Annotated in this window: 19 protein-coding genes; 8 read left to right on the top strand and 11 right to left on the bottom strand. The window is 71.8% G+C overall.

The window, feature by feature from the left end; all coding sequences use genetic code 11:
* Positions 1-26: 26 nt before the first annotated feature.
* From ACQCO7_RS37225 to ACQCO7_RS37195, 7 genes are all read right to left on the bottom strand, one after another.
* The gene (locus tag ACQCO7_RS37225) at positions 27-1349 is read right to left on the bottom strand and encodes a ricin-type beta-trefoil lectin domain protein (RefSeq protein WP_464077387.1); all 1323 of its coding nucleotides are present in this window, start codon (positions 1347-1349) and stop codon (positions 27-29) included.
* A gap of 92 nt (positions 1350-1441) precedes the next feature.
* Entirely contained in the window at positions 1442-3424 is a 1983-nt protein-coding gene (locus ACQCO7_RS37220) for an alpha-L-fucosidase (RefSeq protein ID WP_464075936.1), read from the bottom strand.
* 42 nt (positions 3425-3466) lie between these two features.
* Positions 3467-5869, bottom strand: coding sequence for a ricin-type beta-trefoil lectin domain protein (locus tag ACQCO7_RS37215; protein ID WP_464075935.1), 2403 nt, complete (start codon positions 5867-5869; stop codon positions 3467-3469).
* A gap of 50 nt (positions 5870-5919) precedes the next feature.
* The gene (locus ACQCO7_RS37210) at positions 5920-7362 is read right to left on the bottom strand and encodes an arabinofuranosidase catalytic domain-containing protein (RefSeq protein ID WP_464077386.1); all 1443 of its coding nucleotides are present in this window, start codon (positions 7360-7362) and stop codon (positions 5920-5922) included.
* Between the two features lie 150 nt (positions 7363-7512).
* On the bottom strand, positions 7513-8937 hold the full coding sequence (locus tag ACQCO7_RS37205) for an arabinofuranosidase catalytic domain-containing protein (RefSeq protein WP_464077385.1): 1425 nt from the start codon (positions 8935-8937) through the stop codon (positions 7513-7515).
* Positions 8938-9281: 344 nt separating this feature from the next.
* Positions 9282-10763: an arabinofuranosidase catalytic domain-containing protein gene (locus ACQCO7_RS37200; protein WP_464077384.1), complete on the bottom strand. Its 1482-nt coding sequence runs from the start codon at positions 10761-10763 to the stop codon at positions 9282-9284.
* A 637-nt stretch (positions 10764-11400) separates the two neighbouring features.
* Positions 11401-12078, bottom strand: a complete 678-nt coding sequence (locus ACQCO7_RS37195) for a uracil-DNA glycosylase (protein WP_409118977.1) — start codon at positions 12076-12078, stop codon at positions 11401-11403.
* A gap of 184 nt (positions 12079-12262) precedes the next feature.
* Here ACQCO7_RS37195 and ACQCO7_RS37190 point away from each other — a divergent pair, with 184 nt between their 5' ends.
* A complete protein-coding gene (locus ACQCO7_RS37190; RefSeq protein ID WP_464075934.1) occupies positions 12263-13180 on the top strand; it encodes a sirohydrochlorin chelatase in 918 nt (305 codons plus the stop codon).
* Positions 13181-13329: 149 nt separating this feature from the next.
* Here ACQCO7_RS37190 and ACQCO7_RS37185 read toward each other — a convergent pair whose 3' ends face one another.
* A complete protein-coding gene (locus ACQCO7_RS37185) occupies positions 13330-14592 on the bottom strand; it encodes an FUSC family protein (RefSeq protein WP_464075933.1) in 1263 nt (420 codons plus the stop codon).
* A 248-nt stretch (positions 14593-14840) separates the two neighbouring features.
* Between ACQCO7_RS37185 and prcB the strand changes: the two genes are divergently transcribed.
* The 3 genes from prcB to ACQCO7_RS37170 all read left to right on the top strand — a co-directional run bounded on the left by prcB (position 14841) and on the right by ACQCO7_RS37170 (position 19178).
* Entirely contained in the window at positions 14841-15680 is an 840-nt protein-coding gene (gene prcB, locus ACQCO7_RS37180) for a proteasome subunit beta (RefSeq protein ID WP_464075932.1), read from the top strand.
* 93 nt (positions 15681-15773) lie between these two features.
* Positions 15774-16250, top strand: coding sequence for an Lrp/AsnC family transcriptional regulator (locus ACQCO7_RS37175; RefSeq protein ID WP_010354673.1), 477 nt, complete (start codon positions 15774-15776; stop codon positions 16248-16250).
* Between the two features lie 162 nt (positions 16251-16412).
* Positions 16413-19178, top strand: coding sequence for a beta-L-arabinofuranosidase domain-containing protein (locus ACQCO7_RS37170; protein WP_464075931.1), 2766 nt, complete (start codon positions 16413-16415; stop codon positions 19176-19178).
* Between the two features lie 6 nt (positions 19179-19184).
* Here ACQCO7_RS37170 and ACQCO7_RS37165 read toward each other — a convergent pair whose 3' ends face one another.
* Positions 19185-19907 (bottom strand): LysR family substrate-binding domain-containing protein, encoded by a 723-nt coding sequence (locus tag ACQCO7_RS37165; protein ID WP_464075930.1) that lies wholly within the window; start codon positions 19905-19907, stop codon positions 19185-19187.
* A gap of 57 nt (positions 19908-19964) precedes the next feature.
* Here ACQCO7_RS37165 and ACQCO7_RS37160 point away from each other — a divergent pair, with 57 nt between their 5' ends.
* Together ACQCO7_RS37160 and ACQCO7_RS37155 are read left to right on the top strand one after the other, a co-directional pair.
* Entirely contained in the window at positions 19965-20369 is a 405-nt protein-coding gene (locus tag ACQCO7_RS37160; protein WP_464075929.1) for a DUF5997 family protein, read from the top strand.
* A gap of 219 nt (positions 20370-20588) precedes the next feature.
* Entirely contained in the window at positions 20589-21845 is a 1257-nt protein-coding gene (locus ACQCO7_RS37155) for a right-handed parallel beta-helix repeat-containing protein (RefSeq protein WP_464075928.1), read from the top strand.
* Between the two features lie 94 nt (positions 21846-21939).
* Here ACQCO7_RS37155 and ACQCO7_RS37150 read toward each other — a convergent pair whose 3' ends face one another.
* Entirely contained in the window at positions 21940-22731 is a 792-nt protein-coding gene (locus tag ACQCO7_RS37150; protein ID WP_464075927.1) for a hypothetical protein, read from the bottom strand.
* Positions 22732-23178: 447 nt separating this feature from the next.
* Here ACQCO7_RS37150 and ACQCO7_RS37145 point away from each other — a divergent pair, with 447 nt between their 5' ends.
* Positions 23179-23568, top strand: a complete 390-nt coding sequence (locus tag ACQCO7_RS37145; RefSeq protein ID WP_029184760.1) for a cold-shock protein — start codon at positions 23179-23181, stop codon at positions 23566-23568.
* A gap of 68 nt (positions 23569-23636) precedes the next feature.
* Here the strand turns inward: ACQCO7_RS37145 and ACQCO7_RS37140 are convergent, their stop codons facing one another.
* Positions 23637-24995: an alpha/beta fold hydrolase gene (locus tag ACQCO7_RS37140; RefSeq protein ID WP_464075926.1), complete on the bottom strand. Its 1359-nt coding sequence runs from the start codon at positions 24993-24995 to the stop codon at positions 23637-23639.
* Positions 24996-25156: 161 nt separating this feature from the next.
* Between ACQCO7_RS37140 and ACQCO7_RS37135 the strand changes: the two genes are divergently transcribed.
* Complete coding sequence (locus ACQCO7_RS37135; RefSeq protein ID WP_464075925.1) at positions 25157-25720, top strand: MBL fold metallo-hydrolase; 564 nt, start codon at positions 25157-25159, stop codon at positions 25718-25720.
* The last annotated feature ends 2 nt before the right edge of the window (positions 25721-25722 follow it).

The following is a 25722-nucleotide window of genomic DNA, read 5'->3' as shown; positions in this document are numbered from 1 at the left end:
CACCACGCGAGCCCGGCCCCGGTGCGTCAACTCTGCTGCGTCCACCGCTGGTTCGCGCCGCCCGAGCAGCTCCACACCTGGATCTTCGTCCCGTTGGCGCTGGCCTGGCCGCTGGCGTCGAGACAGAGCCCGGACTGCGCGGCCGTGATCGTGCCGTCGGCGTTGATGTTCCACTGCTGGTCCGGCTGACCGGTGCAGTCGAAGATCGCCGCCGGGGTACCGTTGCCGGCGGACTGGCCGACGCCCAGGCACTTGTTGCCGTAGACCGTCAACTGCTTGCCGGAGCTGTAGGTCCACTGCTGGTTGGTGCCGCCGTTGCAGTCCCACAGCTGGGCCTGGGTGCCGTTGGCCGTGGTGGAGGCGTTGATGTCGAGGCAGCGCCCGGACTGCTGGCCGACGATCCGCCCGGTGCCGCCGGTGGGCGGGGGTTGCTGGGTCGAGCCGAACTGGGTGAAGAACTGCCACACCGCCGCCGACGTCCAGGTCCGCCAGCCGCTGCCGCCGCCGTCCACGGGACCGGGGTCGTGTCCACCGTCGAACGCGGCCCACACGACGGGGTATCCGGCCCGGCATCCGGAGTAGGCGGTGATGATGTGCGTCCGGCTGCCGCCGGCCGGCTCCGGCGGGTTCTGCTGGGTGCAGCCGTTGTTGCGGACGAAGGTGTTGCGCAGGTCCCGGCCGCTCTGGATGGGCAGGACGTTGTCCTGGATTCCGTGCAGCCCCATGTAGGCGATGGGCTGGGTGCCGCCGTTGCAGCCGCTGAGGTTCGCGCCCGAGTAGACGGAGACCGCGCGGAAGACGTTCGCCCGGGAGCAGGCGATCGCGTACGACATGCCGCCGCCGTAGCTGAAGCCGCCGGCGAACACCTGGGTGGTGTCGACGCACAGCCCCGACTTGAGCTGGTCGACCATGGCGTCGACGAAGGCCAGGTCCTGGTTGTTGGGGTTGGCCCAGCCGTTGTTGTTGCCCTGCGGGGCGACGAAGATCGTGCCGTTGTTCGCCTGGTCCGCGAGGCGCCGCAGCCCGTAGTAGGACCAGTTGTAGCCGTCCGACCCACCCGAGTCGACGTCGTTGGCCGTACCGCCGAGCCAGTGGAAGCCGAAGTACAGCCGATAGGCGCGGTTGTTGTCGTAGTTCGCCGGGATCCGCAGGATGTACGTGCGGTTCTGGCCCGCGGCCTGGATCGTGCGGGTGCCGCTCGTCAGCGTCGGGGCCTTGCCGCAGCCGGAGCTGGGCGCGGCGAGGGGGCGCGCGGCCGGTGCGGGTGCGGACGCGGGCCCTTCGGGGGTGCTGCTGAACGCGGTGCCCGCGGCGGACACGACGAGAAGTGCCGCCGCCGCTAAGGACATCAGAAGCGGACGCCGCTTCCTGCTCTCCCTGCTCTCCTTGTTCATGCTCTCCTTCTTCCGTGTTCGGAGTGCGGGTGCTTCAGACAGGTGCTTCAGACGGTGGTGAGCGTCCACGCGTTGTTGCTGCTGGAGTTGGGCGTCCACAGCACCGCGGTCGCGCCGGACGTCGTGCTGCCGGCACCGTCGAGGGCCGTGCCGGTGCCCCGGTTGACGATCTGGTAGCGGTTGTCGCCGAGGCTGTTGAGGGACCACTGCTGGTTGACGCCGCCGTTCCACGCCTCCTGCCGGGCGGGAGCGCCGTTGGCGGAGTTGCCCCAGCTGTCGGCGGCCATGCCGTTGGTGCGGTTGGTGAGGCGGTAGTAGCCGGTGCCGAGGTCGGTCAACTGCCACTGGAGGTTGCTGCTCCCGTCGTACGTCCACTGCTTGAGGTTGGAGCCGGAAGCGACGTTCCCTCCGCTGTCCAGGGCCAGCCCGCTGGTCGCGTTGGTGATCCGCGCCCAGGACGTGGAGCCGCCGGGGGCGCCCAGGACGGGGATCTCGCCGGAGAAGGTGAGTTTCACCGTGTAGGCCAGGGCGCTGTACGGCGGGTTCGACGACGGCATGGCGAAGTGCAGGCCGGAGGCGTCCTGGGTCGGGGCGGGCAGGTTGGTGTAGGTCCCGGCGGTGTTGTTCAGCAGTTGGGCGGCGGTCAGGGTGCCGAGGTTGAACCGGCCGGAGCTCAGCGTGGTGACGGTCAGGGTGGCGCCCTGCCAGCCCAGCGCGGTGAGGTAGAGGACCTTGTTGTCCTGGCTGCGGGTGAAGCGGACGTCCTGGGGTTTCCCGGCCACCGGCCCGCTGAACGAGCCGCCGCCCATCTTGGTGGGGCCCTCGCCGTAGCTGGTCCAGGTGCGGGTGCCGTAGACGGCCTCGCCGAAGCGGCCGAGCCAGTCGCCCATGCCGAGCAGGATCGACTGCTGGCCCGAGGGGATGGTGCCGTCGGCCGTCGGCGCGATGTTCAGCAGCATGGTGCCGCCCTTGCTGACCCGGTCGATCAGCGCGTGCAGCAGTGCCTGCGTCGTGTAGTAGCCGATGCCCACGGTGTAGCACCAGCTGGAGGAGGAGATGCTGTCGTCGGTCAGCCAGTAGGGGGTGAGCAGTCCCGCCGGGCCGCCGCGCTCGAAGTCGAAGACCTCGCCCTTGTTGTTGAGGCCGTCCTTGTAGGTCGCGGCCACGTCCTTGTTCCAGGCGACGGCCTGGTTGTAGTAGTGCGCGAGGAACTGGAGCCGGTAGGACTCCTGTACGAGGTTCAGGTCGAAGTCCTGCCAGAGCAGGTCCGGCTGGTAGCCGTCGATGACCTCGGTCAGTTTGTCGTACCAGAGCTTGTTCTCGGCGGCCGTGCCCTGCTGGCCGTAGAGGATGCGCAGGGCCGGGTCGGACTGGCCGGGGACGTGGTCGTAGTAGCCGTTGAAGTGGTACGCGTGGTGCAGCGAGGCCATGAACTTCAGGCCCTGCCCCCGGATGGCCTGGGCGTGCAGCCCGACCAGGTCGAGTCTCGGTCCGTGCTGGACGGAGTTCCAGGGGTTCGCTCGGCTGTTCCACATCGAGAACCCGTCGTGGTGTTCGGCGACGGGTCCGGCGAACCGGGCGCCCGCGGCCTTGAACAGCCTGGCCCAGGCGTCGGGGTCCCAGTTCCCGCCCTGCGAGGCGAGCTTGGGGGCGAACTGGACGAAGGTGCCCGCCTTGTCGCGGGCGCCGTCGATGAAGTTGTGGTACGGCCACGCCGAGGGGTCGCCGTAGGTGGCGATGTGGTGGCGGTTCTCGTTCGAGCCGCCGACGTACATGTTGCGCGGGTACCACTCGTTGCCGAACGCGGGGACGCTGAAGGCTCCCCAGTGGTAGTAGATGCCGAACTTGGCGTCCTGGAACCAGGCCGGGGACGGGGGGTGCTGGTCGACGGAGGCCCAGCTCGCGGTGTAGCTGGAGGGGCCGTCGGTGGCGGCGGCCTGCGGGGCGAACCGCAGCAGGCCGAGGGCGGTGGCCGCACCGGTCGCCGCGAGCAGCCGGCGGCGGCTGAGGGGGTGGGGGGTGGAGGTCATGCGGGTGTCCTTAGGGGTCGGGCGGCGGAATGGGTGCGCCGGTCAGTCGCGCGTCCACTTCTGGTTGCCGGCTCCGGTGCAGGTCCACAGCGCCAGCAGGGTGCCGTTGGCGGTTCCCGAACCGGTGGCGTCCAGGCACAGGCCGGAGGGGGTGCCGGTGATGGTGCCGTCGTCGTGGAACGTCCACTTCTGGCCGGCGGCGCCCGTGCACGCCGAGATGACGGCCTTGGCGCCGGTGGTGGTGCCCGCCGCGTCCAGGCAGGAGTTGCCGTAGACCCGCAGTTCACCGGCCGTGGTGGACGCCCACTGCTGGTTGGCGCCGCCGTTGCAGTCCCACAGCGCCACCTGGGTGCCGGGGGTCTGCGACTGGTTGGGGACGTCCACGCACCGGCCGGAGGCGACCCCGACGATCGGTCCGGTCGTACCGCCTCCCCCGCCGCCGCTGCCGGGAGTGAGGGACAGGTTGTCGAACTGCGCCGTCTCGCCCTGGCTGGTCGCGTAGCCGATCTGACCGCCCGCCCAGGTGCGGTCGCTCGCGGAACCGGCCGTCGCGCCGTCGATGGCCGCCGTGATCGTGGTGCCGGAGATGGTGAGGGACAGGGTGTGCCACCGGCCCGTGCCGAGCGCCCCGGTCGTGCCGCGCGCGAGGGTGGCGACGCTCGCGTTGGTGTTCGAGTTGAGGAGCTGCCAGGCCCCGGTGTCGCTGACCCGCAGGTGGTAGGCGTTCAGCCCGCCGGTGCTGCTGTAGTCCTGGCCGTTCGCGCGGCCGATCAGCTCGACGTATCCCGGCTGTTCGAGCAGGACGTCGGACGACACCGTGTAGTTGCCCCAGCCGACGTCGCCGAGCAGGGCGTGCGGGTCGGACAGCGCGTCCCAGGTGATCGGTTTCTGGGGGCTCATCTGGCGTACGCACCTGCCGCCGCGTCCGCCGCCGCAGGCCGTCACCTCGAAGGCGCCCTGCCAGTCCATGAGGTACTTCGCCTCGGTGCCGGTGGCGTAGCTGTCGAAGGAGTCGCTGTACGGCAGGCTCATGGCGCCCTGGGCGGGGCCGGTGGCGGTGCCTTTGCCCTGGCCGGTCGTCGTGGTGAGGGTGTAGACGCGGTGGGGCTGCACGGTCAGGCTGAAGGAGCCGCCGGAGGGCGTGATGTCGGCGGTGTGCGCGAACTGGTCGGCCGGGTTGGTGGAGTTGACGTCGGTCGACCAGACGTGGACGGTTCCGTTCGACAGGCCGCCGGTCACATTCAGGTCCAGGGTCTGGGCGCTGCCGGCGTCCATCGTCTCGATGACGGTGGAGTAGTCGGAGGTGCCGGGGGACCTCAGAGAGACGTAGCTGCCGTTGTTCCGGTTGCCGCCGAGGTAGCCGCTGGAGGAGTCGAGGTACTTCCAGCCGGGGGCGGTGAACTGGGTGGTGTGCGCCATGACCCAGGTGTTCTTGCCGACCGCGTAGTGCCCGGACCACGGCTGCGCGGCCAGGGCGAGACCCATGGTGGGGTACGGCAGGTTGGGGGTGATCGCGGCGACCACCGGCCAGTTGAGGTAGGCGGTCATCCGGCCGTCGATGTAGCCGCGGTTGATGCCGCGGGCCACGGCCGGCGCGCCCGCGTTGTAGTCGTCCGAGCCGTTCTCGCTGGCCCACAGCTGCTTGCCGGTGGAGGTGGCCGCCGACGGCACCGAGCAGTTGGTCTGTGCGGACCGGTAGCCGCAGGGGTAGTGCGTGCCGATGCTGTCCACCGCCGCCCGGAACGCCGCGTTGGAGTTGATGTCGCCCGCCACGGCCCAGTCCGAGTCGGCGGCGACGATCCTGACGTTGCCGTAGCCGCCGGCGTTGAGCGCGCCTCGCAGTTGCACGTACCAGGAGACGTTGTAGCCGCGCTCGTTCCAGCCGCCGAGGTAGTCGATGGTCAGCCCGTGCTGTCTGGCGCAGCCCAGCCACGAGACCAGGTAGTTGACCATGTCGGTGGACCAGAAGTTGCCGCCGCCGATCCAGCCGGGCGCGCCCCAGGCGAGGCCGTAGAGCTTGATGGCGGGGTTGCGGGCCTTGGCCTGCTCCATGAGCCACCATTCGTAGCCCCGGTCGCAGTTCAGGTCGGAACGGGTGTGCTGGTGGCTCGGTTCGGCGCCGGAGGTGGAGTTGGTGTCGCCGCCGATCTCGGCCTTGAGGATCTGGAGGGAGGCGCCGTAGCCCGGTTTGAAGAGGTAGTCGAGGACCTGGCCGCGCTGGGGCTCGGGGTAGTCGATCAGGAGTCTGCTGTTGCCGCCTCCGCCGCTGATCGCGCCGACGCCGTCGAAGGTCCGGCCGCCGGACGTGCCGTTGACCGTGATCGAGGTGGCGGCCTGGGCCGGCGTGGCGGCCGTGCCGACGAGGCCGCCGGCGGCCAGCAGGAGGCCCGTGAGCACGGCCGTCGGGACACGCAGGCGCCGCAGCAGCCGTCTGAATGCGGACACGGTGGGGTTCCTTTCGCGGGTCGGTGGGGTCAGGGGCGCTCGGCGTGCGGTCAGTTCAGCGTCCATTTCTGGTTGGCCTGGCCGCTACAGGTCCACAGCTGTACGGGGGTTCCGTTGGCGGTGGCGGCGCCCGACACGTCCAGGCACAGTCCGGACGGGGCGCTGGTGACGGTGGTGCCGGGGGTGAGCGTCCAGTGCTGGTTGCTCTGGCCGTTGCAGGTCCAGGTGATGGCCTTGGTCCCGTTGCTGGTGCCCTGCCCGGAGGCGTCGAGGCACAGGCGGTTGCCCGCGAGGGTGACGGCCAGTTCGCCGGAGTCGCCGCGCGTCCAGGTCTGGTTGGCGGCGCCGGAGCAGTCCCGGATCTGTGTCTGCGTCCCCGGTGTCGTGGAACTGCCGGGCACCTCCAGGCACTTGCCCGCGCCCACCGCGTGCAGCGCGCCGGTGGTGGTGCCTCCGCCGTTCGGCGTGCCGTAGCCGGCGGCGGTGACGCCGGTCTGGACGGCGTTCTCGGTGGCGTCGGAGGGGTAGCCCGCCGTGATCGCGCCCTCGAAGAACTCGCCCTGGCCCGAGACGCTGTTGTCGCCCCCGGTGCCGAGGAGGACGGAGCTGTCGACCTTCATCGGGGAGTAGCCGGCCGGCAGGGGGCCGGAGAAGGTGGTGGTCAGCCCGCCGGTGGCGGCGTTGCCGTACTTCAGGGTGAAGTTGCTGGTGCCGTTGTTCTTCAGCCACGCGCTGACGAACGGGAGGTGCACGCCCTGGTTGTTGGGGTCCTTGTTGGAGCCGGTGTTGGTGTGGAACATGCCGTTCTCCAGGTCGGCCTCGACCCACGGCCCGCTGCCGGTGCAGTTCTTGAACCAGCAGGCGTTGCCCCAGTAGATGGCGTTCATGGTGGCGTTGCCGGTGTCGGTGTGGGAGTTCTCGCCGCTGCCGTAGTCGAAGCAGCACCACTGGTTGGTGTAGTTCGACGACGTCACCATGTAGAGGCCCTCGGGCTGGGAGCCGGTGGGGACGCCGCTCGCGTGGTCGACGCGGTAGCCGACGCCGGGGGTGACCTTGACGCCGAAGACCTGGTGTCCGGCGGCGGTCACCGGCAGGGCCATGGCGTCGGCTCCCACGTCCGCGCCGCCCGGTCCCGGCCCTTTCCAGAAGCCGCCCCAGGAGATGGGCATGTCGTTGTGCCGGGTCGTCTGGTCGTAGATCTTCGTGATGGTGCACGAGGTGCCCGCGCAGAACGAGACCTGTGCGGCGGCGTCGGCGTAGCCGCCCGGGGCGAGCAACCCGATGTCGCGGTAGGCGCGGTCGGAGGACCGCTGGATCTGGTAGAGCGGCCCGTTGTACGCCGCGAAGAGCGCCCTGGTCGTGGCGTGCGCCGTGACGCAGGGCGTGCCGCCCGCGGCGTAGAGGTCGCAGGGAAGTGAGGCGTCCGCGGCGGCGGGTGCCTCGCCGCGGGTGTAGGTCGCGAACGCCGGGGTGCCCAGCGCGGCGAGGGCCATCACCAGGGCGATCAGGAGCGCCACCGGGAATCGCCTCGGCCGGCGGTCGGTCGCTGTTGCTGCTGCTGCGGGCAAGGAGACCTCCTTGATGGCGGTGCCGTGGGGACGGCACCGAGGCTGCCGGGGGCAGGTGCGGAAGGTGAGGAGCCGTCAGCGGTAGCCGGCGGCGGTGATGTTGGCCTGCACCGCGTTGTCGGTCGCCTCGGAGGGGTAGCCGGCGACGATCGCGCCTTCGTAGAAGGTGCCGGCGCTCAGGTTGGCGCCGCCGCCCGGCTTGCAGCAGTCTCCGCCGCTGCCCAGGACGATGGCGCCCTGCTTCTTCATGGGGCTGTAGCCGCCGGGCAGACCGCCGTCCCAGAGGGTGGTCAGGCCGCCGGACTGGGCGTTGCCGCCCTTGAGGGCGAACCGCGAGGTGCCGTTGTTCTTGAGCATCGCGGTGACGAACCGGTTCGGGAACGCCCGCTGGCCCGGGTTCCAGGACTGGCTGCCGCCGGAGTACAGGCCCCATTCGAGGTCGGCCTGTACCCAGGGGCCGCCGCCTGCGCAGCCGCCGAACCAGCACTCGGTGCCGAAGTTGATCGCGTCCATCGCCCCGGCCGCGTCGGCCTTGCGGGTCGTCTCGCTGTTGCCGTAGTCGAAGCAGCAGCCCGCGTTGACGTGGGTGCCGCTGGTGACCATGTACGCCCCTTCGGGTGCGGCGCCGGTCGGTACGCCCGTGAGGTGGCCGTCGCGCCAGTAGCTGTTCCCGGGGTTGATGTACAGCGCGTACGCCTTGGTGCCCCCCGCCGTGAGCGACTCGGAGGTCGCCTTCGCGGGGCTGCTCTGGCTGGAGCCCGGGACCTGGGCCGAGCCCTGGTACCACAGGTCGTTGCCGCGTCCTGACTGGTCGCGGACGACGGTGATCACGCAGGTGGTGCCCGCGCAGAACGCGTCCTGCGCGGCGGCGTCGGCGAAGCCGCCGGGTGCCCGTACGCCGATGTCCCTGGTGGCGTTGTCGGAGGCGCGCCTGACCTGGTAGAGGGAGCCGTTGTACGAGCCGTAGAGGGCGCGCACCGTGCTGTGCGCGGCCACGCAGGCCGTGCCGCCCGCCGCGTAGAGGTCGCACGGGCCAAAGCCGCCCGCCGGTGGGGGCGTCGACGTGGTCCACTTCTGGTTGCTCTGGCCGTTGCAGGTCCACAGGATGACCGGGGTGCCGTTGGCGGTGGCCGCCCCGCTGACGTCCAGGCAGAATCCGGAGGCGGTGGCGGTGACGGAGCCGTCGGTGTTCTGCCGCCACACCTGGGTCGCCCGTCCGTCGCAGGCGCGGATGACCACGGGGGCTCCGGGCGTGGTCCGGGTGTCGACGGCGTCCGCGCACCGGGTGCCGTTCAGCGTCCTCAGCTCGCCGGCCGTACCGAACTGGAATGCCTGGCCGGCCTGGTCGCCGCAGTCCCGGATCTCCAGCGCCGTGCCCGGGGTGTCGGTCCCGCCCTTGACGTCGAGACAGCGTCCGGACGCCGAACTCACCAGCGCCGGGCCGGACTTGGGGGCCGGCCAGGTGGGCGCGGCGGCCAGGAGCATGGCCAGCAGGGCCAGCACCCCGATCACGGCCGGGGCCGGTAAGCGGGAGAGGCGAGCCGCGAGGCTGCGGGGCGGAGCGGATGGAGAGTGCATCCTGTGTCCTCGGCTGGGCGTGGAGGTGGGGGGTGGGGAGTGCCGTGCCGGTGCGAACGGGGTGTCATGGAGCACTCAGACATCCCATGTCGTCAGTGGTCCCACAGGCTCAATACCCTGTCAATAGACCTGTCTCAGCGATTTCGGATCCCATACATCCCATGTATCTGCTGGTCAGGGAGGTATGAGGGCATGACGACACCCGCGTCCGGCGACGGCTGTCATGCCGGGCGCGGGTGTGTCCGTGCGGACCGCCGTCGGTCAGGTCAGCCGAGGTTCCAGCGCTGGTTCGAACCGCCGTTGCACGTCCAGAGTTCCGTCAGGGCCCCGTTGGCTGTGGAGGCCCCGGTGACGTCCAGGCAGAGGCCGGACTGGACACCCGTGACCGTGCCGCCCGCGCTGTCGGGGTTCAGCTGCCACTGCTGGTTGGCCCCGCCGTTGCACGGCCAGGTCACCACCTTCGTACCGGCGGAGGTCTGGCCCCCGTAGGCGTCCAGGCACATCTGGCCGCTGCCGGAGTAGACCGTCAGCTGGCCGGACGACGTCCGGGTCCAGGTCTGGTTGGCGCCCCCGGAGCAGTCCCGGATCTGGAGCTGGGTGCCCGCCGTGGTGGACGAGTTCGGCACGTCGAGGCACTTGCCGGCGCCCACCGCGTGCAGCGCGCCCGTACTCGTCCCGCCCGTGGAGGTGCTGTATCCGGCGGCGGTGATGTTCGCCTGGACGGCGTTCTCGGTGGCGTCCGACGGATAGCCGGTGGTCATCACGCCTTCGTAGAAGGTGCCCTGGGCGCCCTTGCTGTTGTCGCCGCCGATGCCCAGGATGATGGCCCCCTGTTTGCGCATCGGGTTGTAGCCCGCGACGTTGGGACGCACCCCGTCGTAGAAGGTGGACAGGCCGCCGGACTGCGCGTCGCCGCCGCGGATCGCCCAGTGGTTCGGGCCGCCCTTGACGACGGCGGTCGTGTACCGGTGGCTGATCGTCGGGTCGTTCGCGTTGTAGTGCTGGTTCACGCCCGAGAACAGGCCGTTCTCCAGATCGGCCATGATCCAGGGACCGTTGCCGCTGCCGTAGCCCCAGACCTTGATGTTGCCGAAGTAGATGGCCTCCATGGTGCCGTTGCCGTCGTCGTTGCTGTCCGTCTCGGCGTTGCCGTAGTCGAAGCAGCAGCCGCCGTTGTAGTGCGTCCCGTCGAAGATCGCGTACATGCCTTCGGGGCTGTCACCGGTGGCGATGCCGTTCGTGCGGTTGTTCCGGTAGCCGGTGCCGGGCGCGACGAAGACGCCGTACGCCTTGTGACCGCCCACCGTCGTGGGCGCGGCGGTCGCGTTCGCGAGGTTGTCGGGGCCTCCCGCCGCGCCGCCGCCCGGCGCCTGGGTGAGGTGGTTGCCCCGGCCCGACTGGTCGTAGACGACCGTGATCAGGCAGGTCGTGCCCGCGCAGAACGCGTCCTGGGAGGCCGCGTCGGCGTAGCCGCCCGCCGCCAGGACGCCGACGTCGCGCGTGGTGTTGTCCGAGGCGCGCCGGACTTGGTAGAGCGGCCCGTTGTACGCGGCGTACAGCGCCCGCGTCGTGCTGTGCGCCGCCACGCACGGGGTGCCCCCGGCCGCGTAGAGGTCGCACGGGCCGGACGTGGCCGCCCCGGCCTGCCCCGCCGTGGCGGTGGCACCGGCCAGGGCTCCGCACAGGAGCACGACTGCGGCGGTGGCCCGGGCGAACGCCCGCCGGGCCGGGTGGGCGGGTGCGGGCATGACGCCGTCGCGGTCCGACGGCGGGTGGTGTCTCGTTCGTACGGCTCTCATCTGGTCTCCCTACCGTCTCGGCGTCCGCCGGTCGGGTCGTGGGGACGGCGCCGGCGATTGCCGGGCGCGCTGGAACGTGCCGTTGTGCGGGGGAACGCGGAAAGGTCGCGGAGGGGAGATGGTGCCCTCGACGTCACGGGGCTGTCCGTGGTGGGGAGGCTCCGTCTGCGCACCTTGGCGCCGAATCGATTCGACTGCTGATCGCGGTGTTCCGCAAGGCATCTGCGCCGTCGAAAAGTTGCGGCGCGGCGGGCGGGGGAACCCGACGCAGGTGCCCGCCGGGCCCTCGCGGCGGAAACGGCCGGTGTCCGCGCGGCGTGCCGATGAGCAGCGGGGCGACCGAACGGTCGGACCAGGAGGGCGGGCGAGGGGTCATCGGCCGCCGCGCCCCGGCCTCGCGCCACGTGCCGGTGAGCCGTACGACGTACGGCGGTTCACCGGCGCGCGCGCCACCGCTCGCGGCCGGGTGTCGAAGCGCTTACGTCGAACCGATTCGCCTGATTCCACCGGCATATGAACCACCGGAGCGGCGCCCTGCGTACCGCGCCGGTGGACGAGATCTTCGCGGGCTCACCCGCGTCACCGCTTACGGCAGGCGCCAGTCCACCGGCTCGGCGCCCTGCTGTACGAGCAGTTCGTTGGCGCGGCTGAAGGGGCGGGAGCCGAAGAAGCCTCGGTCGGCGGACATCGGGGAGGGGTGTGCCGACTCGATCGCCGGCAACTGGCCCAGCAGGGGGCGGAGGTTGCGGGCGTCGCGGCCCCACAGGATGGACACGAGCGGCTTTCCGCGCCCCGCCAGCGCCCGTATCGCCTGCTCCGTGACCGCCTCCCAGCCCTTGTCGCGGTGCGCGCCCGGCTTGCGGGGAGCGGTGGTGAGCGCCCTGTTGAGCAGCAGCACACCCTGCCGCGTCCACGGCGTCAGGTCCCCGTTCGACGGCCTGGGCAGCCCGAGGTCGGTGTGCATCTCCCGGAAGATGTTCTCCAGGCTCCCCGGCAGCGACCGCACCTCGGGCGAGACCGCGAAACTCAGCCCGATCGCCATCCCCGGCGTGGGATAGGGGTCCTGTCCGACGATCAGGACCCGGACGTCGTCGAAGGGCTGCTGGAAGGCCCGCAGGACGTTCGCCCCGGACGGGAGGTAGGTCCGGCCCGCCGCTATCTCCGCCCGGAGGAAGTCCCCCATCTCCGCGATGCGTCCGGCCACGGGTTCGAGAGCCTTCGCCCAGCCGTCTTCAACAAGTTCATGCAAAGGTCGTGGTGCCACAACGCGTCACCCTACGGGGTCGGATCGGCGGCGGTCGAGTACGGCCCGACCAGGACAAGTCACCCAAAAATCATGCTGATCACGTCTGATCCGCACGTAACTCATCAGACAAAACAGGACGGATACCGCTCACCCTCACCCTCCCCGAACGGGGGAACCCGGGAAACCAGTAACATGCGGCGCCATGAGTTCCCCCACTGGGCCCGCGTCCGGCCTGCCCGTACGAATGCCGCGCCCCCGTCAGCCCGGGCGGCACCGCCGACCCGAGCCTCTGGCGGCTCCCGAGGGCGCACCCGCGCTCGTCCTCGCGGTGCCGGGTACGCCCGGCGAAGCCACCCGGGGCCTCGCCGAGGAGATCGTGAGCATCGCCCGCTCCGAACTCCCCGGCCTCGACGCGCGCATCGGGTACCTGGACGGGGACGACACCGAGTACCCGACCCTCCAGGCGGTCCTCGCGCACGCCTCCGACGAGCGCGCGGCGCGGTACGAGCAGGCGCTGGCCGCCGGGCACGACGTCAAGCAGCCCGACGGGCCCGTGGCCGTCGTCGTACCGCTGCTGGCCGGGCCGGACAGCGCGCTGCTGCGGCAGGTCCGGCAGGCCGTGATGGAGAGCAAGGTCGCGGCCGATCTGACCGACGTCCTCGGTCCGCACCCGCTGCTCGCCGAGGCGCTGCACGTCCGCCTCTCCGAGGCCGGGCTCGCGCGCGCGGACCGGGCGCGGCTGTTCACCGTCGCCACCGCCGCGGACGGGATCATCCTCGCGTCCGTCGGGGGCGACGAGGCGGTGCAGGCCGCCGGGATCACCGGCATGCTGCTCGCCGCGCGGCTCGCGGTGCCGGTGATGGCCGCGGCGCTGGACCAGGAAGGGTCCGTGGCTTCCGTCGCCGAGCAGTTGCGGGCTTCCGGGTCTCAGCAGCTCGCGCTCGCGCCGTATCTGATCGGGCCCGAGATCGACTCCGTCGTGGTGGAGGAGGCGGCCAAGGAGGTGGACTGCGCGGCTGCGGAGGCGCTCGGGCCGTACCCGGCGATCGGGAAGCTGGCGCTGGCCAAGTACACGACTGCGCTGGGGATCGCACCTCAACAGGCACCTGCGGCGCGTTGAGCAAGCACGGACGCGGTACGTCCGGAGGGTCCACTTCCCTTGTGGGGGTGGGCCCTTCGCCTATTGGGGTGCCAGTACAGGTTGTGCGGCGGGTGCAGGTGCTTCGTGGTTGTTCGCGCAGTTCCCCGCGCCCCTAAAAAACTTCGTCCTCAGCGGGTCAGTAGTCCTGCCAGCGCCTGCTCCGCCTCTTGCAGGTGCGTCGACGGTGTGCCGTTCGTCGACGTGCGGATTTCCCTCGCGCACGTGTCCAGCAGTGTCAGGGCCTGGTGTGCCCTCGCCTTGCGTTCCCTCAGTGGGTTCAGCGGGTGGATCAAGGGAGCCACCGCCTGGCGGACCCTCGGCAATAGCGCTTCCAGTTCCGCCGTCCTCCCCGCGTGCACCGCCTGCAACGTCCTGCGGATCCACGCGTCCGTCACCATGTTCGTCGTGTTGGGGAGGACGAAGAGGACGGCCAGGGCTGCGGCCAGGGCGCCCAGGCCCGTTTCCGCGAGGCGCAGGGCCAGGAGCGACGGGGTCAGGACGCCCAGGACTCCGTACAGGAGTTCCACCAGCAGCGTCACCCACAGCATCATCCACGTGTACGACACCGCCGCCGTGTAGAAGACGCCGAAGACCGCCGCCGTCAGGCCGATCGCCGTGGGGACGGGTGCGCCGTTCAGGGGGACGGCGATCAGGAGGCCCACGGCGATGCCCACCACCGTGCCCAGGACCCGGCGGAAGCCGCGTACCAGGGTTTCGCCGCGTGACGTCGTGTTGACGAAGATCCACCAGGTCGCGCCGACGGCCCAGTACCAGCGGTCGGGGGAGAGTGCCTGGCCGGCGAGGAGGGCGAGGGCGGCGGCGGCGGTCGCCTGGACGGCCTGGCGGGAGGTGACGCGGGCCAGGCCGGGGACGGTCACGGCGGGGGGCGTGGGGAGGCCGCGTTCGTAGCACCACAGGCCGAAGCGGACGGTGGCGGCGACCAGCAGGGAGAGCAGGACGGCGGCGTACAGCTCGGGCAGGTGCGCCGGGGTCGTACCGAGGACCAGGGTCACGAAGAACGCCATGAACGCGAAGACGCCGAGGGCGTGGCCGCGCGGACCCCAGCGGCGGGCGTACACGCCCGCGCCGATGATCGCGAGGAAGGCGAGGCCACGGGCCGGGGGCCGGTCGTGGACCTCCGCCGCGAGCGCGAAGACCGGGAGCCCTGCGGCGGGGAGCAGCGCGGTCGTGACGGCCTGGCCCCGTACGGTCGCGTCCGTCACGGTGAACAGGGCGAGGATGGCCGCGAGGCCGCCCGTGACGGCGGCGACCAGGGAGTGCCCGGCGACGGCGCAGGCCACGACGGCGAGGCCGACGCCGAGGACGGCCCGGGAGGCGGCGCGCAGCCTCAGCCGGCCCGGGTCGGGAGCCGTGAACACCTTCCTCAGCATCTGCCGTCCACCCCTTGCGTCTCTTCCGGCACGAGAAAGGCGCCGCGGGTCTCCGCAGCGCCATTGACGCGATTATCAGACCATCTGCGACCTTCTGGCTCAAGTGCCCTCGGATCGAGTGGTCCATTGGCTCAGCCAATTCGGCCTCCCATGGTCCAGCGCCAGGCCAACGGACCATCCGCGCGCCCGGCGCATACGCGGGCGGCCGGTCGGGTAGGCCGATCACGACCCGACAGAAAGGGAGCCCCATGAGCCACCAGCCCGACGGCGCGCTGCCGTCCGCGTTCACGGCCACCGGATCGTCGTCCTTCCTGGACTTCCTCGGCGCCCAGGCCCCCGAGCTGCTGCCGTCGCGCCGCGCGCTCCCGCGGGTTTCCGGTTTCGAGGCGCCGCACGGTACGACGATCGTCGCGGCGACGTACGCGGACGGCGTGCTCCTCGCGGGCGACCGGCGGGCCACGATGGGGAACGTGATCGCGAACCGCGAGGTCGACAAGGTGTTCGCGGCCGACGAGTACTCGGCGGTGGCCATCGCGGGCACGCTCGGCTTCGCGATCGAGCTGGTCCGGCTCTTCCAGCTGGAGCTGGAGCACTACGAGAAGATCGAGGGCACCGCCCTGTCCCTGGACGGCAAGGCGAACCGCCTGACGACGATGGTGCGCGGCAACCTCGGCATGGCCATGCAGGGCCTCGCGGTCGTGCCGGTCTTCGCCGGGTACGACGTGGACCGGGGCGAGGGCCGCATCTTCACGTACGACGTGACGGGCGGCCGGTCCGAGGAGTCCTCGGGGTTCGCGGCGACCGGGTCGGGTTCGGTGTACGCGCGCGGCTCGCTGAAGAAGCTGTACCGGCCGGGGATGAGCGAGGCGGACGCGGTCACGGCGGTCGTGCAGGCGCTGTACGACGCGGCCGACGACGACTCGGCGACCGGCGGCCCCGACCTCTCGCGCCGCCTGTTCCCGCTGGTCTCGCTGGTGACGGCGGACGGGTTCCGGCTGCTGGAGGCGGCGGAGGTCGCGGAGGTGTCGCGGACGGTGGTGGAGGGCCGCAGGGCCGCACCGGACGGGCCTCGGGCGCCGGTGCTGTGAGGTGGCGGGGCGCCGGGCGCTCACCGCAGGCCCCCGCACCGGGCCATTGGTACAGTCGCCGGTGATCATCAGCGCACCGGGAAGGCCGACGGCATGGCGGTGGACGAGCTCGACACCCGCATCCTGCGGCTGCTGCTGGAGCAGCCGCGCACCAGCGTGCGCGAGTACGCGCGGATCCTCGGGGTCGCCCGGGGCACGCTCCAGGCCCGCCTCGACCGGCTGGAGCGCGACGGGGTGATCACCGGTACGGGCCCGTCCCTCTCCCCCGGCGCGCTCGGCCACCCGGTGCTCGCGTTCGTGCACATCGAGGTCACACAGGGCCACCTCGACGACGTCGGCGAGGCCCTGGCCGCCGTACCGGAGATCGTCGAGGCGTTCTCGATCACGGGTGGCGGGGATCTGCTGACGCGGGTCGTCGCGCGGGACAACCTCCATCTGGAGGACGTCATCCAGAAGCTGATCAGCGTTCCCGGGGTGGTGCGTACGCGGACGGAGGTCGCGTTGCGCGAGAGGGTGCCGTACCGGTTGCTGCCGCTGGTGGAGTCGGTGGGGCGGGCGGCGGCGAAGTAGGCGCCGGAGGCTGACGGAGGGCCGGGCCGCGCCGAAACTTCCGTACCCGTCCCTCCCGTTGACGTCCCGCTGCCCCCTGCCTATCTTCTGGACGACCTCTCGAACGGCACCCGAAATCTCGAACGCCCCTCGCACCCCCGCAGCCGCAGAATCGAGGAGCACATGGCCCCGCCCCTCTCCCGACGCACCCTCCTCAGGAGCGCGATGATCGCCGCCGCAGCATCCGGAACCACCGGCGCGGGCCACGCGTCCGCCGCCCCCGCCGCCCGGCCCCTGCTCCCCCTCCCGCTGGACAAGGTCTCCCTGGGCCCCGGACTCCTCGCGGACAAGCGGCGGTTGATGCTGGACCACGCGCGCGGGTACGACGTGAACCGGCTGCTCCAGGTGTTCCGCGCGAACGCCGGTCTCGCCACGCTCGGCGCGGTCGCCCCCGGCGGCTGGGAGGGCCTCGACGGCGAGGCGAACGGGAATCTGCGCGGCCACTACACGGGCCACTTCCTGACGATGCTGTCCCAGGCGTACGCGAGCACCGGGGACGCGGTGTACGCGGAGAAGATCCGCACGATCGTCGGCGCCCTGACCGAGTCCCGCGAGGCCCTGCGCCGCGCACCCCAAGTGCTCAGCGTGCGGGGCAGGTTCGGGACGGCCGCCGAGAACGTGCGGGGTTCCCACCAGTACGTCGAGCTGCCCGCCCAAGTCCTGGGCGGCGCCTCGTCGGTGACGCTCGCGGCGTGGATCAGACCGGCGCACGACGGGAGTTGGGCCCGCGTCTTCGACTTCGGCGACGGCACGACGCGCTACCTCTATCTCACGGCCCGAGGCGCCGCCGGCGTACCCCGGTTCGCGATCACCACGAGCGGGGCCGGTGGCGAGCAGGGCATCGACGGTACGGCCGCGCTGCCGCTGGACCGGTGGAGCCACCTCGCGGTGACGATCGGCGGCGGGGTCGGCACGCTGTACGTCAACGGGCAGGCGGTGGGCCGGAGTTCGGCGATGACCCTGACGCCGGCCGCGCTCGGGACGCTCACCAACAACTGGCTAGGGCGGTCCAACTACTCCGGCGATCCGGTGTTCGCGGGGGCCTTCGGCGGGTTCGACGTGTGGTCGCGTGCGCTGACCGCCGCCGAGATCACGGGACTTCAGAGCGGCAGAGGTTCAGGAGACCTTGCCTCGTACCGGTTCGACGAGACGTCAGGCAGTACGTTCGCGGACTCCTCGGGGCGTGGTCTCACCGCGGCCCTGCGGCGGACCTGGGGCTCCCCCAGCCATGCCGGGTTCCTCGCGGCGTATCCCGAGACGCAGTTCATCCAGCTGGAGTCGATGACCGCGAGCGACTACTCGAAGGTGTGGGCGCCGTACTACACGGCCCACAAGATCCTGCGCGGGCTGCTCGACGCGTACGCCGCGACCGGGGACGCGCGGGCGCTCGACCTCGCGGGCGGGATGGCCGACTGGATGCACTCCCGGCTGTCGAAGCTGCCCGAGGCGACGCTCCAGCGGATGTGGGGGCTGTTCTCCAGCGGTGAGTTCGGGGGGATCGTCGAGGCGCTGTGCGATCTGTACGACCTGACGGACAAGGCCCAACACCTGGCGCTGGCGCGGCTGTTCGACCTCGACCGGCTCATCGACGCGTGCGCCGCGAACACCGACGTCCTCGACGGGCTGCACGCCAACCAGCACATCCCGATCTTCACCGGGTACCTGCGGCTGTACGACGCGACCGGCGAGGAGCGGTACCTGGCCGCCGCGCGGAACTTCTGGGACATGGTCGTACCGCATCGCATGTACGCGATCGGCGGGACCAGCGACGCGGAGTTCTGGCGGGCGCGGGATGTCGTCGCCGGGGTCATCAGCGGTGCGTCGGCGGAGAGTTGCTGTGCGTACAACATGCTGAAGCTGAGCCGGGCGTTGTTCCTGCACGCGCGGGACGCGAAGTACATGGACTACTACGAGCGGGCCCTGTTCAACCAGGTGCTCGGGTCCAAGCGGGATGCCGCCGACGCGGAGAAGCCTCTCGTCACGTACTTCCTCGGGCTGAATCCTGGGCAGGTGCGGGACTACACGCCCAAGCAGGGCACCACGTGCTGTGAGGGTACGGGGCTGGAGAGCGCCACGAAATACCAGGACACGGTGTATTTCGTTGCCGCCGACGGGAGTTCGCTGTACGTCAATCTCTTCTCGCCGTCCACGCTTGAGTGGGCGTCGAAGGGGGTTCGTGTCGTGCAGGACACCGCTTTCCCCTTCGAGCAGGGGACGACTCTCACGGTTCGCGGCGGCGGGCGGTTCGAGGTGCGTCTGCGGGTGCCGGTGTGGGCCGTCGACGGGTTCCGGGTTTCCGTCAACGGGCAGGCGGTGAGCGGGAGTCCGGTGCCGGGGAGTTACTTCGGGGTGTCGCGGGAGTGGCGGGACGGGGATGTGGTGCGGGTGGAGGTGCCGTTCCGGATGCGGGTGGAGCGGACGCCGGACGACCCGTCCGTGCAGTCGGTGTTCTACGGGCCGGTGAATCTCGTCGCGCGCAGTGCGTCCACGTCGTATCTTCCCGTCGCGCTGTACCGGAATGCCGCCTTGTCGGGGGATCTGGCGTCCTCGTTCACGGCAGTCGAGGGCAAGCCGCTGCACTTCTCCTTGGGCGGTGTGGAGTTCGCGCCGTTCTTCGAGGGGACCGAGGAGCCCTCGCATGTGTATGTGCGGCGGGTAGAAGGGCGAGTGGTGTTCGGGGGCGTGGATTCCGAGGTCGCCAATCCCGTGAAGGGGGACGGGAGTTCACTGCTCGACGAGGTGTGGGCGGGAGCGCCGTTCGCGGACAAGGGGGCGTTGGTGGAGCGGGTGCGGGCGGTGGTCGCGTCGTGGGTCACCGGCGGGCTGCTGGGAGCCTCGGACGGAGAGGTGACCGTCGCTACGGCACAGCGCGCGACGTACGTGTCCTAGGAACTGTCACTTGCGGCGGCGCGGCTTGGGGCTCGTGGTTTTCCGTGCGGGTTTCCTGCCGCTCGCCGCCTTCTTCGCCGGGGCTTTCTTCACCGGCGCCTTCTTCGGCTCCTCCTTGGTCCGGCCCCTCGTGCTGTTCACCGTCCGCCCGCGCACCACCCCGATGAAGTCGTCCACCAGGTCCGTCGTCGCCTCCTCCGGCCAGGAGAGGGCCACCGTCGACTGGGGGGCGTCCGTGATCGTGCGGTACGTGAGGTCGCGGCGGTGGTGGAGGCGGGCCAAGGACTGGGGGGCGATGAGGACGCCGATGCCCGCGGCCACGAGGTCGATCGCGTCGGCCGTCGTCTCGGGGCGTTCGAAGGCCGGTTCGCCGGGGGGCTGGTCCCAGTCGAAGACGTCGTCCTTCGGGTGGAGGACGGTCTCGTCGGCGAGGTCGGCGAGGGTGATCTCCTCGGCGGCCGTGAAGACGTGGTCCTTGGGGACGACGGCGACCGTCGTCTCCGTGTAGAGGGGGATCGCGCTGAACGTCGTCCGGTCGACGGGGAGCCGTACGAGGCCGGCGTCGGCCGTGCCGGAGCGCAGGGCGTCGGACACCTCGGTGGAGGTCACCTGGAGAAGGGCGAGGCGGACCCCGGGGTAGCGCTCGGCCCAGACGCGCGCCCACTTGGCGGGGGTCGCGCCGGGTACGTAGGCGAGCCGGAACGTGGGGGAATCCGCCGAGTCAGTCACGCCGCAAGGTTACCGGCTGTGTTCGGACCTCTGTCCGGCGGCGGATACCCTGGGCCCATGAAGTCGCACCAGACCGCCCAGACGATGAAGCCCGCCACCGCGGCGAAGAAGCTGGGCGTGTACCTCCCCGCCACCCCCGCCGAGTTCCAGGAGGGTGTCGTCTCCCGCGCCGAGCTGACCGAGCTCCAGGAGAACCCCCCGCAGTGGCTTCAGGACCTGCGACTGGACGGCCCGCACCCCCGCCCCGTGGTCGCCGCCCGCCTCGGCGTCTCCATCGCGGGCCTGGCCCGCGGCGGTGTCACCGACCCGCTGACCAGCGCCGAGATCGAGGCCCTGCGCGACGAGATGCCGTCCTGGCTGGAGAAGGAGCGCGCCACGCAGGCGGAGGTCCGCAAGGAGGCGGCGCGGCTCAGGAAGCGGGACGAGGAGCGCGCGGCGAAGGCGGACCTGGAGCAGGACTGAGCCGTAGGGGACCTGGCCGCCGTCCCGCACCCCCGGCGGCCCCTCCTCGCCACGGCCGGACACGCCCCCGGTCCAAACCGGAGGCGTGTCGCGGGGCGTCGGTGCTGTCGGCCCGGGGCTCGGGGCGATAGATGTGCGTCCGTGCGAAATCTTCTCTTTCTTCCCGGTGTCCGGGCTCTCGCCCGCTGGTGTCTGACAGCTGTCGTCGCGGTGGGAGCCGTGGGATGTTCCGGAGGCGGTGACGAGGGGGCCCAGGGGGCCGGCAGCGGCGGTACGGCGGCTGTCGTCCGGGTACCGCAGGACGCCTCGTCCGTGCGGCGGGCCGTCGAGATGGTGCGGGACGGCGGGCTGGTGCTCGTGTCGCCGGGGGTGTACCGGGAGTCCGTGACCGTCGCCAAGCCGCGTGTCGTGCTGCGGGGGACCGACCGCAACCGGGTCGTGATCGACGGTGAGTTCAAGCGGGCCAACGGGGTCACCGTGACCGGCGCGGAGGCCGTCGTCGAGAACCTCACCGTCCGCAACCACCTGGCGAACGGCGTCCTGTTCACCGGCGTGACCGACGAGCGGCTCCAGGCGGGCCGGGCCGGGGGTTCGGCGTACGACCCGCTGGACACGGCCAGGTTCCCGCCGCTGCGGGGGTTCCGGGCGTCGTACGTGACCGCGTACAACAACGCCCTGTACGGGATCTACGCGTTCGACGCGCGCGCGGGGATCATCGAGCGGTCGTACGCGTCGGGCCAGGCGGACTCGGGGATCTACGTCGGCCAGTGCCGGCCGTGCGACACGGTCGTGCGGGACAACGTGGTCGAGCACAACGCGGTCGGCCTGGAGGTCACGAACGCCTCGGAGCGGCTGTACCTGCTGGGCAACCGGGCGTCCCGCAACCGGGTCGGGCTGACCCTCAACTCCAACGACCTGGAGGCGCTGGGCCCGCAGCACGGCGCGGTCGTCGCGGGGAACGCGTTCACGGACAACAACGACCCGCGCAGCCCGGAGCAGGCGGACGGCGGTTTCGGCATCGGCATCGGGTCGGGCGGCGGCCGGGAGAACGTCGTGGAGCGCAACCTCGTCACCGGGAACCGGGCGGCGGGGGTGGTGCTCGCGGACGTCCAGGGGTACCCGGCGCGCGACAACACGGTGCGCGACAACCGCGTGTCGGGCAACGGCGCGGACCTGGTGCTGGCGACGGGGAACGCGGGCGGCAACTGCTTCGTGCGCAACAGGGAGGCGCGGCGCAGCCCGGAGCGGCTGCCGGGCCGGGACGGGTGCGGGGCTCCGGCGCCGGACGCGTCCGGGCCGACGGGCCGCGCGCTGGGGGCGGTCCCGGTCGTCGCGGCGCCTCCCGGCGTCTCGTTCCAGGACGCGCCCGCGCCGCCCGCCCAGCCGAACCTGCCGGACGCGCCGGACGCGCCCGCGCGGGCGGCGGCGGGGCTGCCGGGGCGGGTGGACGTACGGGCGTACCGGGTGCCGTCGTAGGTGATCGCGGATGTGCGGAACGCGGCTCCCTCAGGGGGCGTCGAACTGGTCATTTTCGATCACATCGGCGTCCCCGCAGGGGGCCGCGTTCCGGTCATTTTCCGTCCCACGGCCCCTTGGGGACGCTCCCCCGCACCCGCTCCCCCGTCAGGTCGAGCGTCACCGTCCGCGCGTCCCCCAGGCGCGCGGACACGCGCCGTACGACTCCCTCCGCGTCGACCCAGTACGTGACGGGTGAACGCCCGGTGAGGGGGCGGCCGGTGGCGGCGGGGCGCGGGCGGGGACCGGCGAGGACGTCGTAGGCGCGGCCGTCGATGGTGTCCTCGCGCAGGTGCAGGGGTCCTGACTGGGCGAGAAGCTGGGCGTTGTCGGGGCGGTCGGCGGCGAGGGAGAGGGCGAGCTGGAGGGCCATGTCGAGGGGGGCGCGGCCGTAGGGGCGGCGGTCCCAGGAGGCGGCGTTGAGGCGGGCGGCCTCCCGCAGAGCGGCCTCGCGCAGGGCCGTCTCCCGCGGGGCGTCCCCGCGCGGTGCGTCCCCGGTGGGCGGCTTCGCGGCGGGCGCGCCGTACGTGCCGCGTTTCGCGACCGCCAGCCCCTCGGGGCTCCAGGCGAGCAGTTTCGGGGCGCCGTCGGCGTCGTACCAGCCGACCGCGCGGTGCGCGCGGTGGTCGACGACGGCGCGCACCTCGGTGGTCCCGCCGGGCGCGGCGACCCGCAGGTCCATCGCCGCCGTGCCGGTCCGGTACGTCCTGAAGCGCGCCAGGGCCAGCCGCTGGGCCTCGTCGGCAGTGAGGGGCCGAACCGTGTCGCCGGGGCCCGCGCAGGCCGTCAGGAGGGCGCTCAGGGCGAGCGCGGCGAGGGGGAGCCGGGAGAGTCGTCGTGTCCGCATGGCAGGTCTCTATACGGCCCCGCCGGCGCCGTGTCCGTCAGCCGCGCGGTCCGGTCACCCACCCGGGCCCCGCCGATGTGCCGGACATCACAGGGCGGGCGGTTGTGCACCGGGCACGCGGCGTCTCGCGCGGCGGATCCGCACCTCATACGGGTGAACCGCCGTTCGCGCGGCCCGCGCGCGTGAACTCTCCGTGAGGGGACTGCGGTTGACGGCGCGCCGGCTCGTCCGGATTCGTCCGCCGACCGGTGCGGGAGGGCGGGCCGGGGCCGTACGCTTAATGGGTGGCGAGGCGATCCGTGTCCCGCCGCGCAGAGCGTGACCGAGTCGTCGACCACCCCGTATCGCGCACAGTGAACGCCCGGGAGTCGCCCTCAGGGGCCCGCCTTGGTTACGATCTGCCACAAGTTCACCGGAGTGGGTGTTTCGAGGCTGTTGGGGGTCGGGATGGTTGCCGGTCGTGTGGTGCGCTTCGACAGCGCGCGGGGTTATGGATTCATTTCTCCCGATGACGGCGGGGAAGATGTCTTCCTGCACGTCAATGACATGTTGATGCCTGAATCGCAGATCCGCCGCGGCGTTGCCGTGGAGTTCGAGATCGAGGACGGCGAACGCGGTCCGAAGGCGTCCGACGTGCGGCTCGCACGCGGCGCCGACGGGAAGCCGCTGACGCCGGACGACGACGTCCTGTGCGACGTCCTGAACACCGAGGAGTTCACCCGGGAGGTGACGGAGACGCTGCTGTCCTCCGCCGCTTCGCTCACGGGCGAGCAGATCCTCCAGGTGCGTCAGGGCCTCGCGCAGTTCGCCAAGCATCACGGCTGGGTCGAGGGCTGATCCGGCAGGCTTGAGGGGCGGGCGATGATCTCATCGCCCGCCCCTCGGTCATGTCCCGGCGCTGTCCGTCAGTGGCGGTCCCTGCCGACCGTCAGCGGGGCGGGCCGGTAGGGGAGGTAGGCGGCGCCGTCGAGGCCGAGGGCGGTGGCCGAGGTCTGGAGCGCGGCGGCCGTCGCGGAGGCGCCCCAACGGCCGCTGTCGACACGGTCCTCCAGCGCGTGCAGGGCGGCCACGGTCTCCGCGGTGGTGAAGGCGCAGTGCCCCTGCCGGTCGACGTACGCCTGGCGCAGCAGCGCGCCGTCGCCCACCGCGCGTACGCGCGCGCCGAAGCGGCTCTCCTGTTCGACGGGCACGAGGTTGTCGGCGATCGTGTGCACGTTCAGCAGCGGTACGGCGAGGCCCTGGCCGACCGACGAGGTGCGCGCGGCCGTGCGGACGGCTGCCGGGTCGGCGGTGATGCCGGCGCGCGCGGTGAGCCGGGCGAGGTCGGCGCGCAGGTCGAGTCCGGCGGCCCGGTACAGGGCGCGGACCTGGGGCGCGTGGACGGAACCGGCGAGCAGCCGGTCGTACCGGACGCCCTTGGTCCAGGAGTTGTTGCCGCCCACGGACTGCTCGATCGCGTAGCGGCCCCCCTCGACGAAGGACAGGATGCCCTGGGCGAACCAGGCGTACTGCTGCTCCTGCTGGGCGGCCCAGTCGGTGGGGGCGGGCTTGTCCTCGCCGGGCGCCCACGCGGGGAGGTTGAGGAAGGCGGCGGCGAGGGCGACGCGTGCGCGGCCCTCAGGGGTCTTCTGGGCGGCGTTCACGGCGTCGGTGAGGCGCTGGGCGGTGGTGGCGGCCTCGGCGGCGGAGGCGAAGCCGACGAGCTTCACGTCCTCGCCGGGCAGCAGGAGGCTCGCGATCGTGTACTCGGCGTCGAGCTGGTAGTTGTCGAGGTCGGTGGCGCCGGCGACGAGTCCGCACAGGCCGAGGGCGCCGTCGATGCGTCCGGCGCCGTCGCGCGCGAGCTGGGCGTTGACGAGGCCGCCCATGGACTGGCCGACGGCGAGCACGCGCGCGGGGCGGCCGATCTCGGCGGTGACCGCGTCGATCGTCTGGAACTGGTCGCGTTCCGCGCTCTCCAGGGCCCACATCGAGCCGTTCGGGTCGTACGACGATCCCGCGAGCGCGTACCCGCGCGCGAGGAGGTCGAGGCGGACGGCCTCGGAGGGGGCGTTGCGGGCGACGGTCGGGCCGAAGCCGTGGCTGAAGATCAGCAGGGTGCCGTTCCAGGCGGCGGGGACGTCGGCGATCCAGGTGGCGCCGTCGGCGAGGGTGCCGGTGAGGCGGGCCGGGGCCGGGGTGTCCGCGTGCGCGGGCGGGGCGGCGAGGACGGCGGCGAGGCTGAGCGTTAAGGCCGTCAGGGCGGTGCGGGAGCGGGTTCGCATGGGTGTCGGGCTCCTGTCAGGGGGAAGGGGGAGCGCACGGAATCTAGGGCCGTTTTCTCATTGCCGTCAACGATTTGCACAACATCAATTGTCCCGGGGGATCGCTTCCGGCCCACGCACACCCCTGTGCGCCGTGGCATCCGGCGGCTAGGGTTCCGCGAATGAGCGCCACCTTCCGCGTCCTGACGTCCGGTTACGTCGGACCGCGCACCGCCAGCACGGTGAGCCTCGTGCGCGACGGCGAGACCGTGGTCGTCGTGGACCCCGGCATGGTCGCCGACCGGGGGCTGATCCTCGATCCGCTCGCCGCGGAGGGGGTCAGCCCCGCCCAGGTCACGGACGTCGTGTTCAGCCACCACCACCCCGACCACACGCTGAACGCGGCGCTGTTCCCGGTGGCCCGGTTCCACGACCACTGGGCGACCTACCAGAACGACGTGTGGACCGACCGGCCGGCGGACGGGCTCTTCCTGTCGCCGTCGATCCGGCTCGCCGCGACGCCGGGGCACACGGCCGAGGACATCAGCACGCTGGTGGAGACGCGGGACGGGCTGGTCGTCTTCACGCACCTGTGGTGGAGCGCGGAGGGCCCGGCGGAGGACCCGTTCGCGGCGAGCCCCGGCCTGCTGCACGAGTCGCGGGCGAAGGTGCTGGCGATGGAACCCGCGCTGATCGTGCCGGGGCACGGCGCCGCGTTCGTACCGGACGCGGGGACACCCGCCTGAAC

The organism is Streptomyces saintjeani, from assembly GCF_055409605.1.
Note: the sequence above shows the minus strand (reverse complement) of the source record. Positions and strands in the feature narration are given on the sequence as shown.

Excerpts from the sequence above, each read along its gene's own strand:
- ACQCO7_RS37225 (WP_464077387.1), bottom strand. The coding sequence starts at position 1,349 with ATGTCCTTAGCGGCGGCGGCACTTCTCGTCGTGTCCGCCGCGGGCACC.
- ACQCO7_RS37220 (WP_464075936.1), bottom strand. The coding sequence starts at position 3,424 with ATGACCTCCACCCCCCACCCCCTCAGCCGCCGCCGGCTGCTCGCGGCG.
- ACQCO7_RS37210 (WP_464077386.1), bottom strand. The coding sequence starts at position 7,362 with ATGGCCCTCGCCGCGCTGGGCACCCCGGCGTTCGCGACCTACACCCGC.
- ACQCO7_RS37200 (WP_464077384.1), bottom strand. The coding sequence starts at position 10,763 with ATGCCCGCACCCGCCCACCCGGCCCGGCGGGCGTTCGCCCGGGCCACC.
- ACQCO7_RS37190 (WP_464075934.1), top strand. The coding sequence starts at position 12,263 with ATGAGTTCCCCCACTGGGCCCGCGTCCGGCCTGCCCGTACGAATGCCG.
- ACQCO7_RS37185 (WP_464075933.1), bottom strand. The coding sequence starts at position 14,592 with ATGCTGAGGAAGGTGTTCACGGCTCCCGACCCGGGCCGGCTGAGGCTG.
- prcB (WP_464075932.1), top strand. The coding sequence starts at position 14,841 with ATGAGCCACCAGCCCGACGGCGCGCTGCCGTCCGCGTTCACGGCCACC.
- ACQCO7_RS37175 (WP_010354673.1), top strand. The coding sequence starts at position 15,774 with ATGGCGGTGGACGAGCTCGACACCCGCATCCTGCGGCTGCTGCTGGAG.
- ACQCO7_RS37170 (WP_464075931.1), top strand. The coding sequence starts at position 16,413 with ATGGCCCCGCCCCTCTCCCGACGCACCCTCCTCAGGAGCGCGATGATC.
- ACQCO7_RS37160 (WP_464075929.1), top strand. The coding sequence starts at position 19,965 with ATGAAGTCGCACCAGACCGCCCAGACGATGAAGCCCGCCACCGCGGCG.
- ACQCO7_RS37150 (WP_464075927.1), bottom strand. The coding sequence starts at position 22,731 with ATGCGGACACGACGACTCTCCCGGCTCCCCCTCGCCGCGCTCGCCCTG.
- ACQCO7_RS37145 (WP_029184760.1), top strand. The coding sequence starts at position 23,179 with ATGGTTGCCGGTCGTGTGGTGCGCTTCGACAGCGCGCGGGGTTATGGA.
- ACQCO7_RS37140 (WP_464075926.1), bottom strand. The coding sequence starts at position 24,995 with ATGCGAACCCGCTCCCGCACCGCCCTGACGGCCTTAACGCTCAGCCTC.
- ACQCO7_RS37135 (WP_464075925.1), top strand. The coding sequence starts at position 25,157 with ATGAGCGCCACCTTCCGCGTCCTGACGTCCGGTTACGTCGGACCGCGC.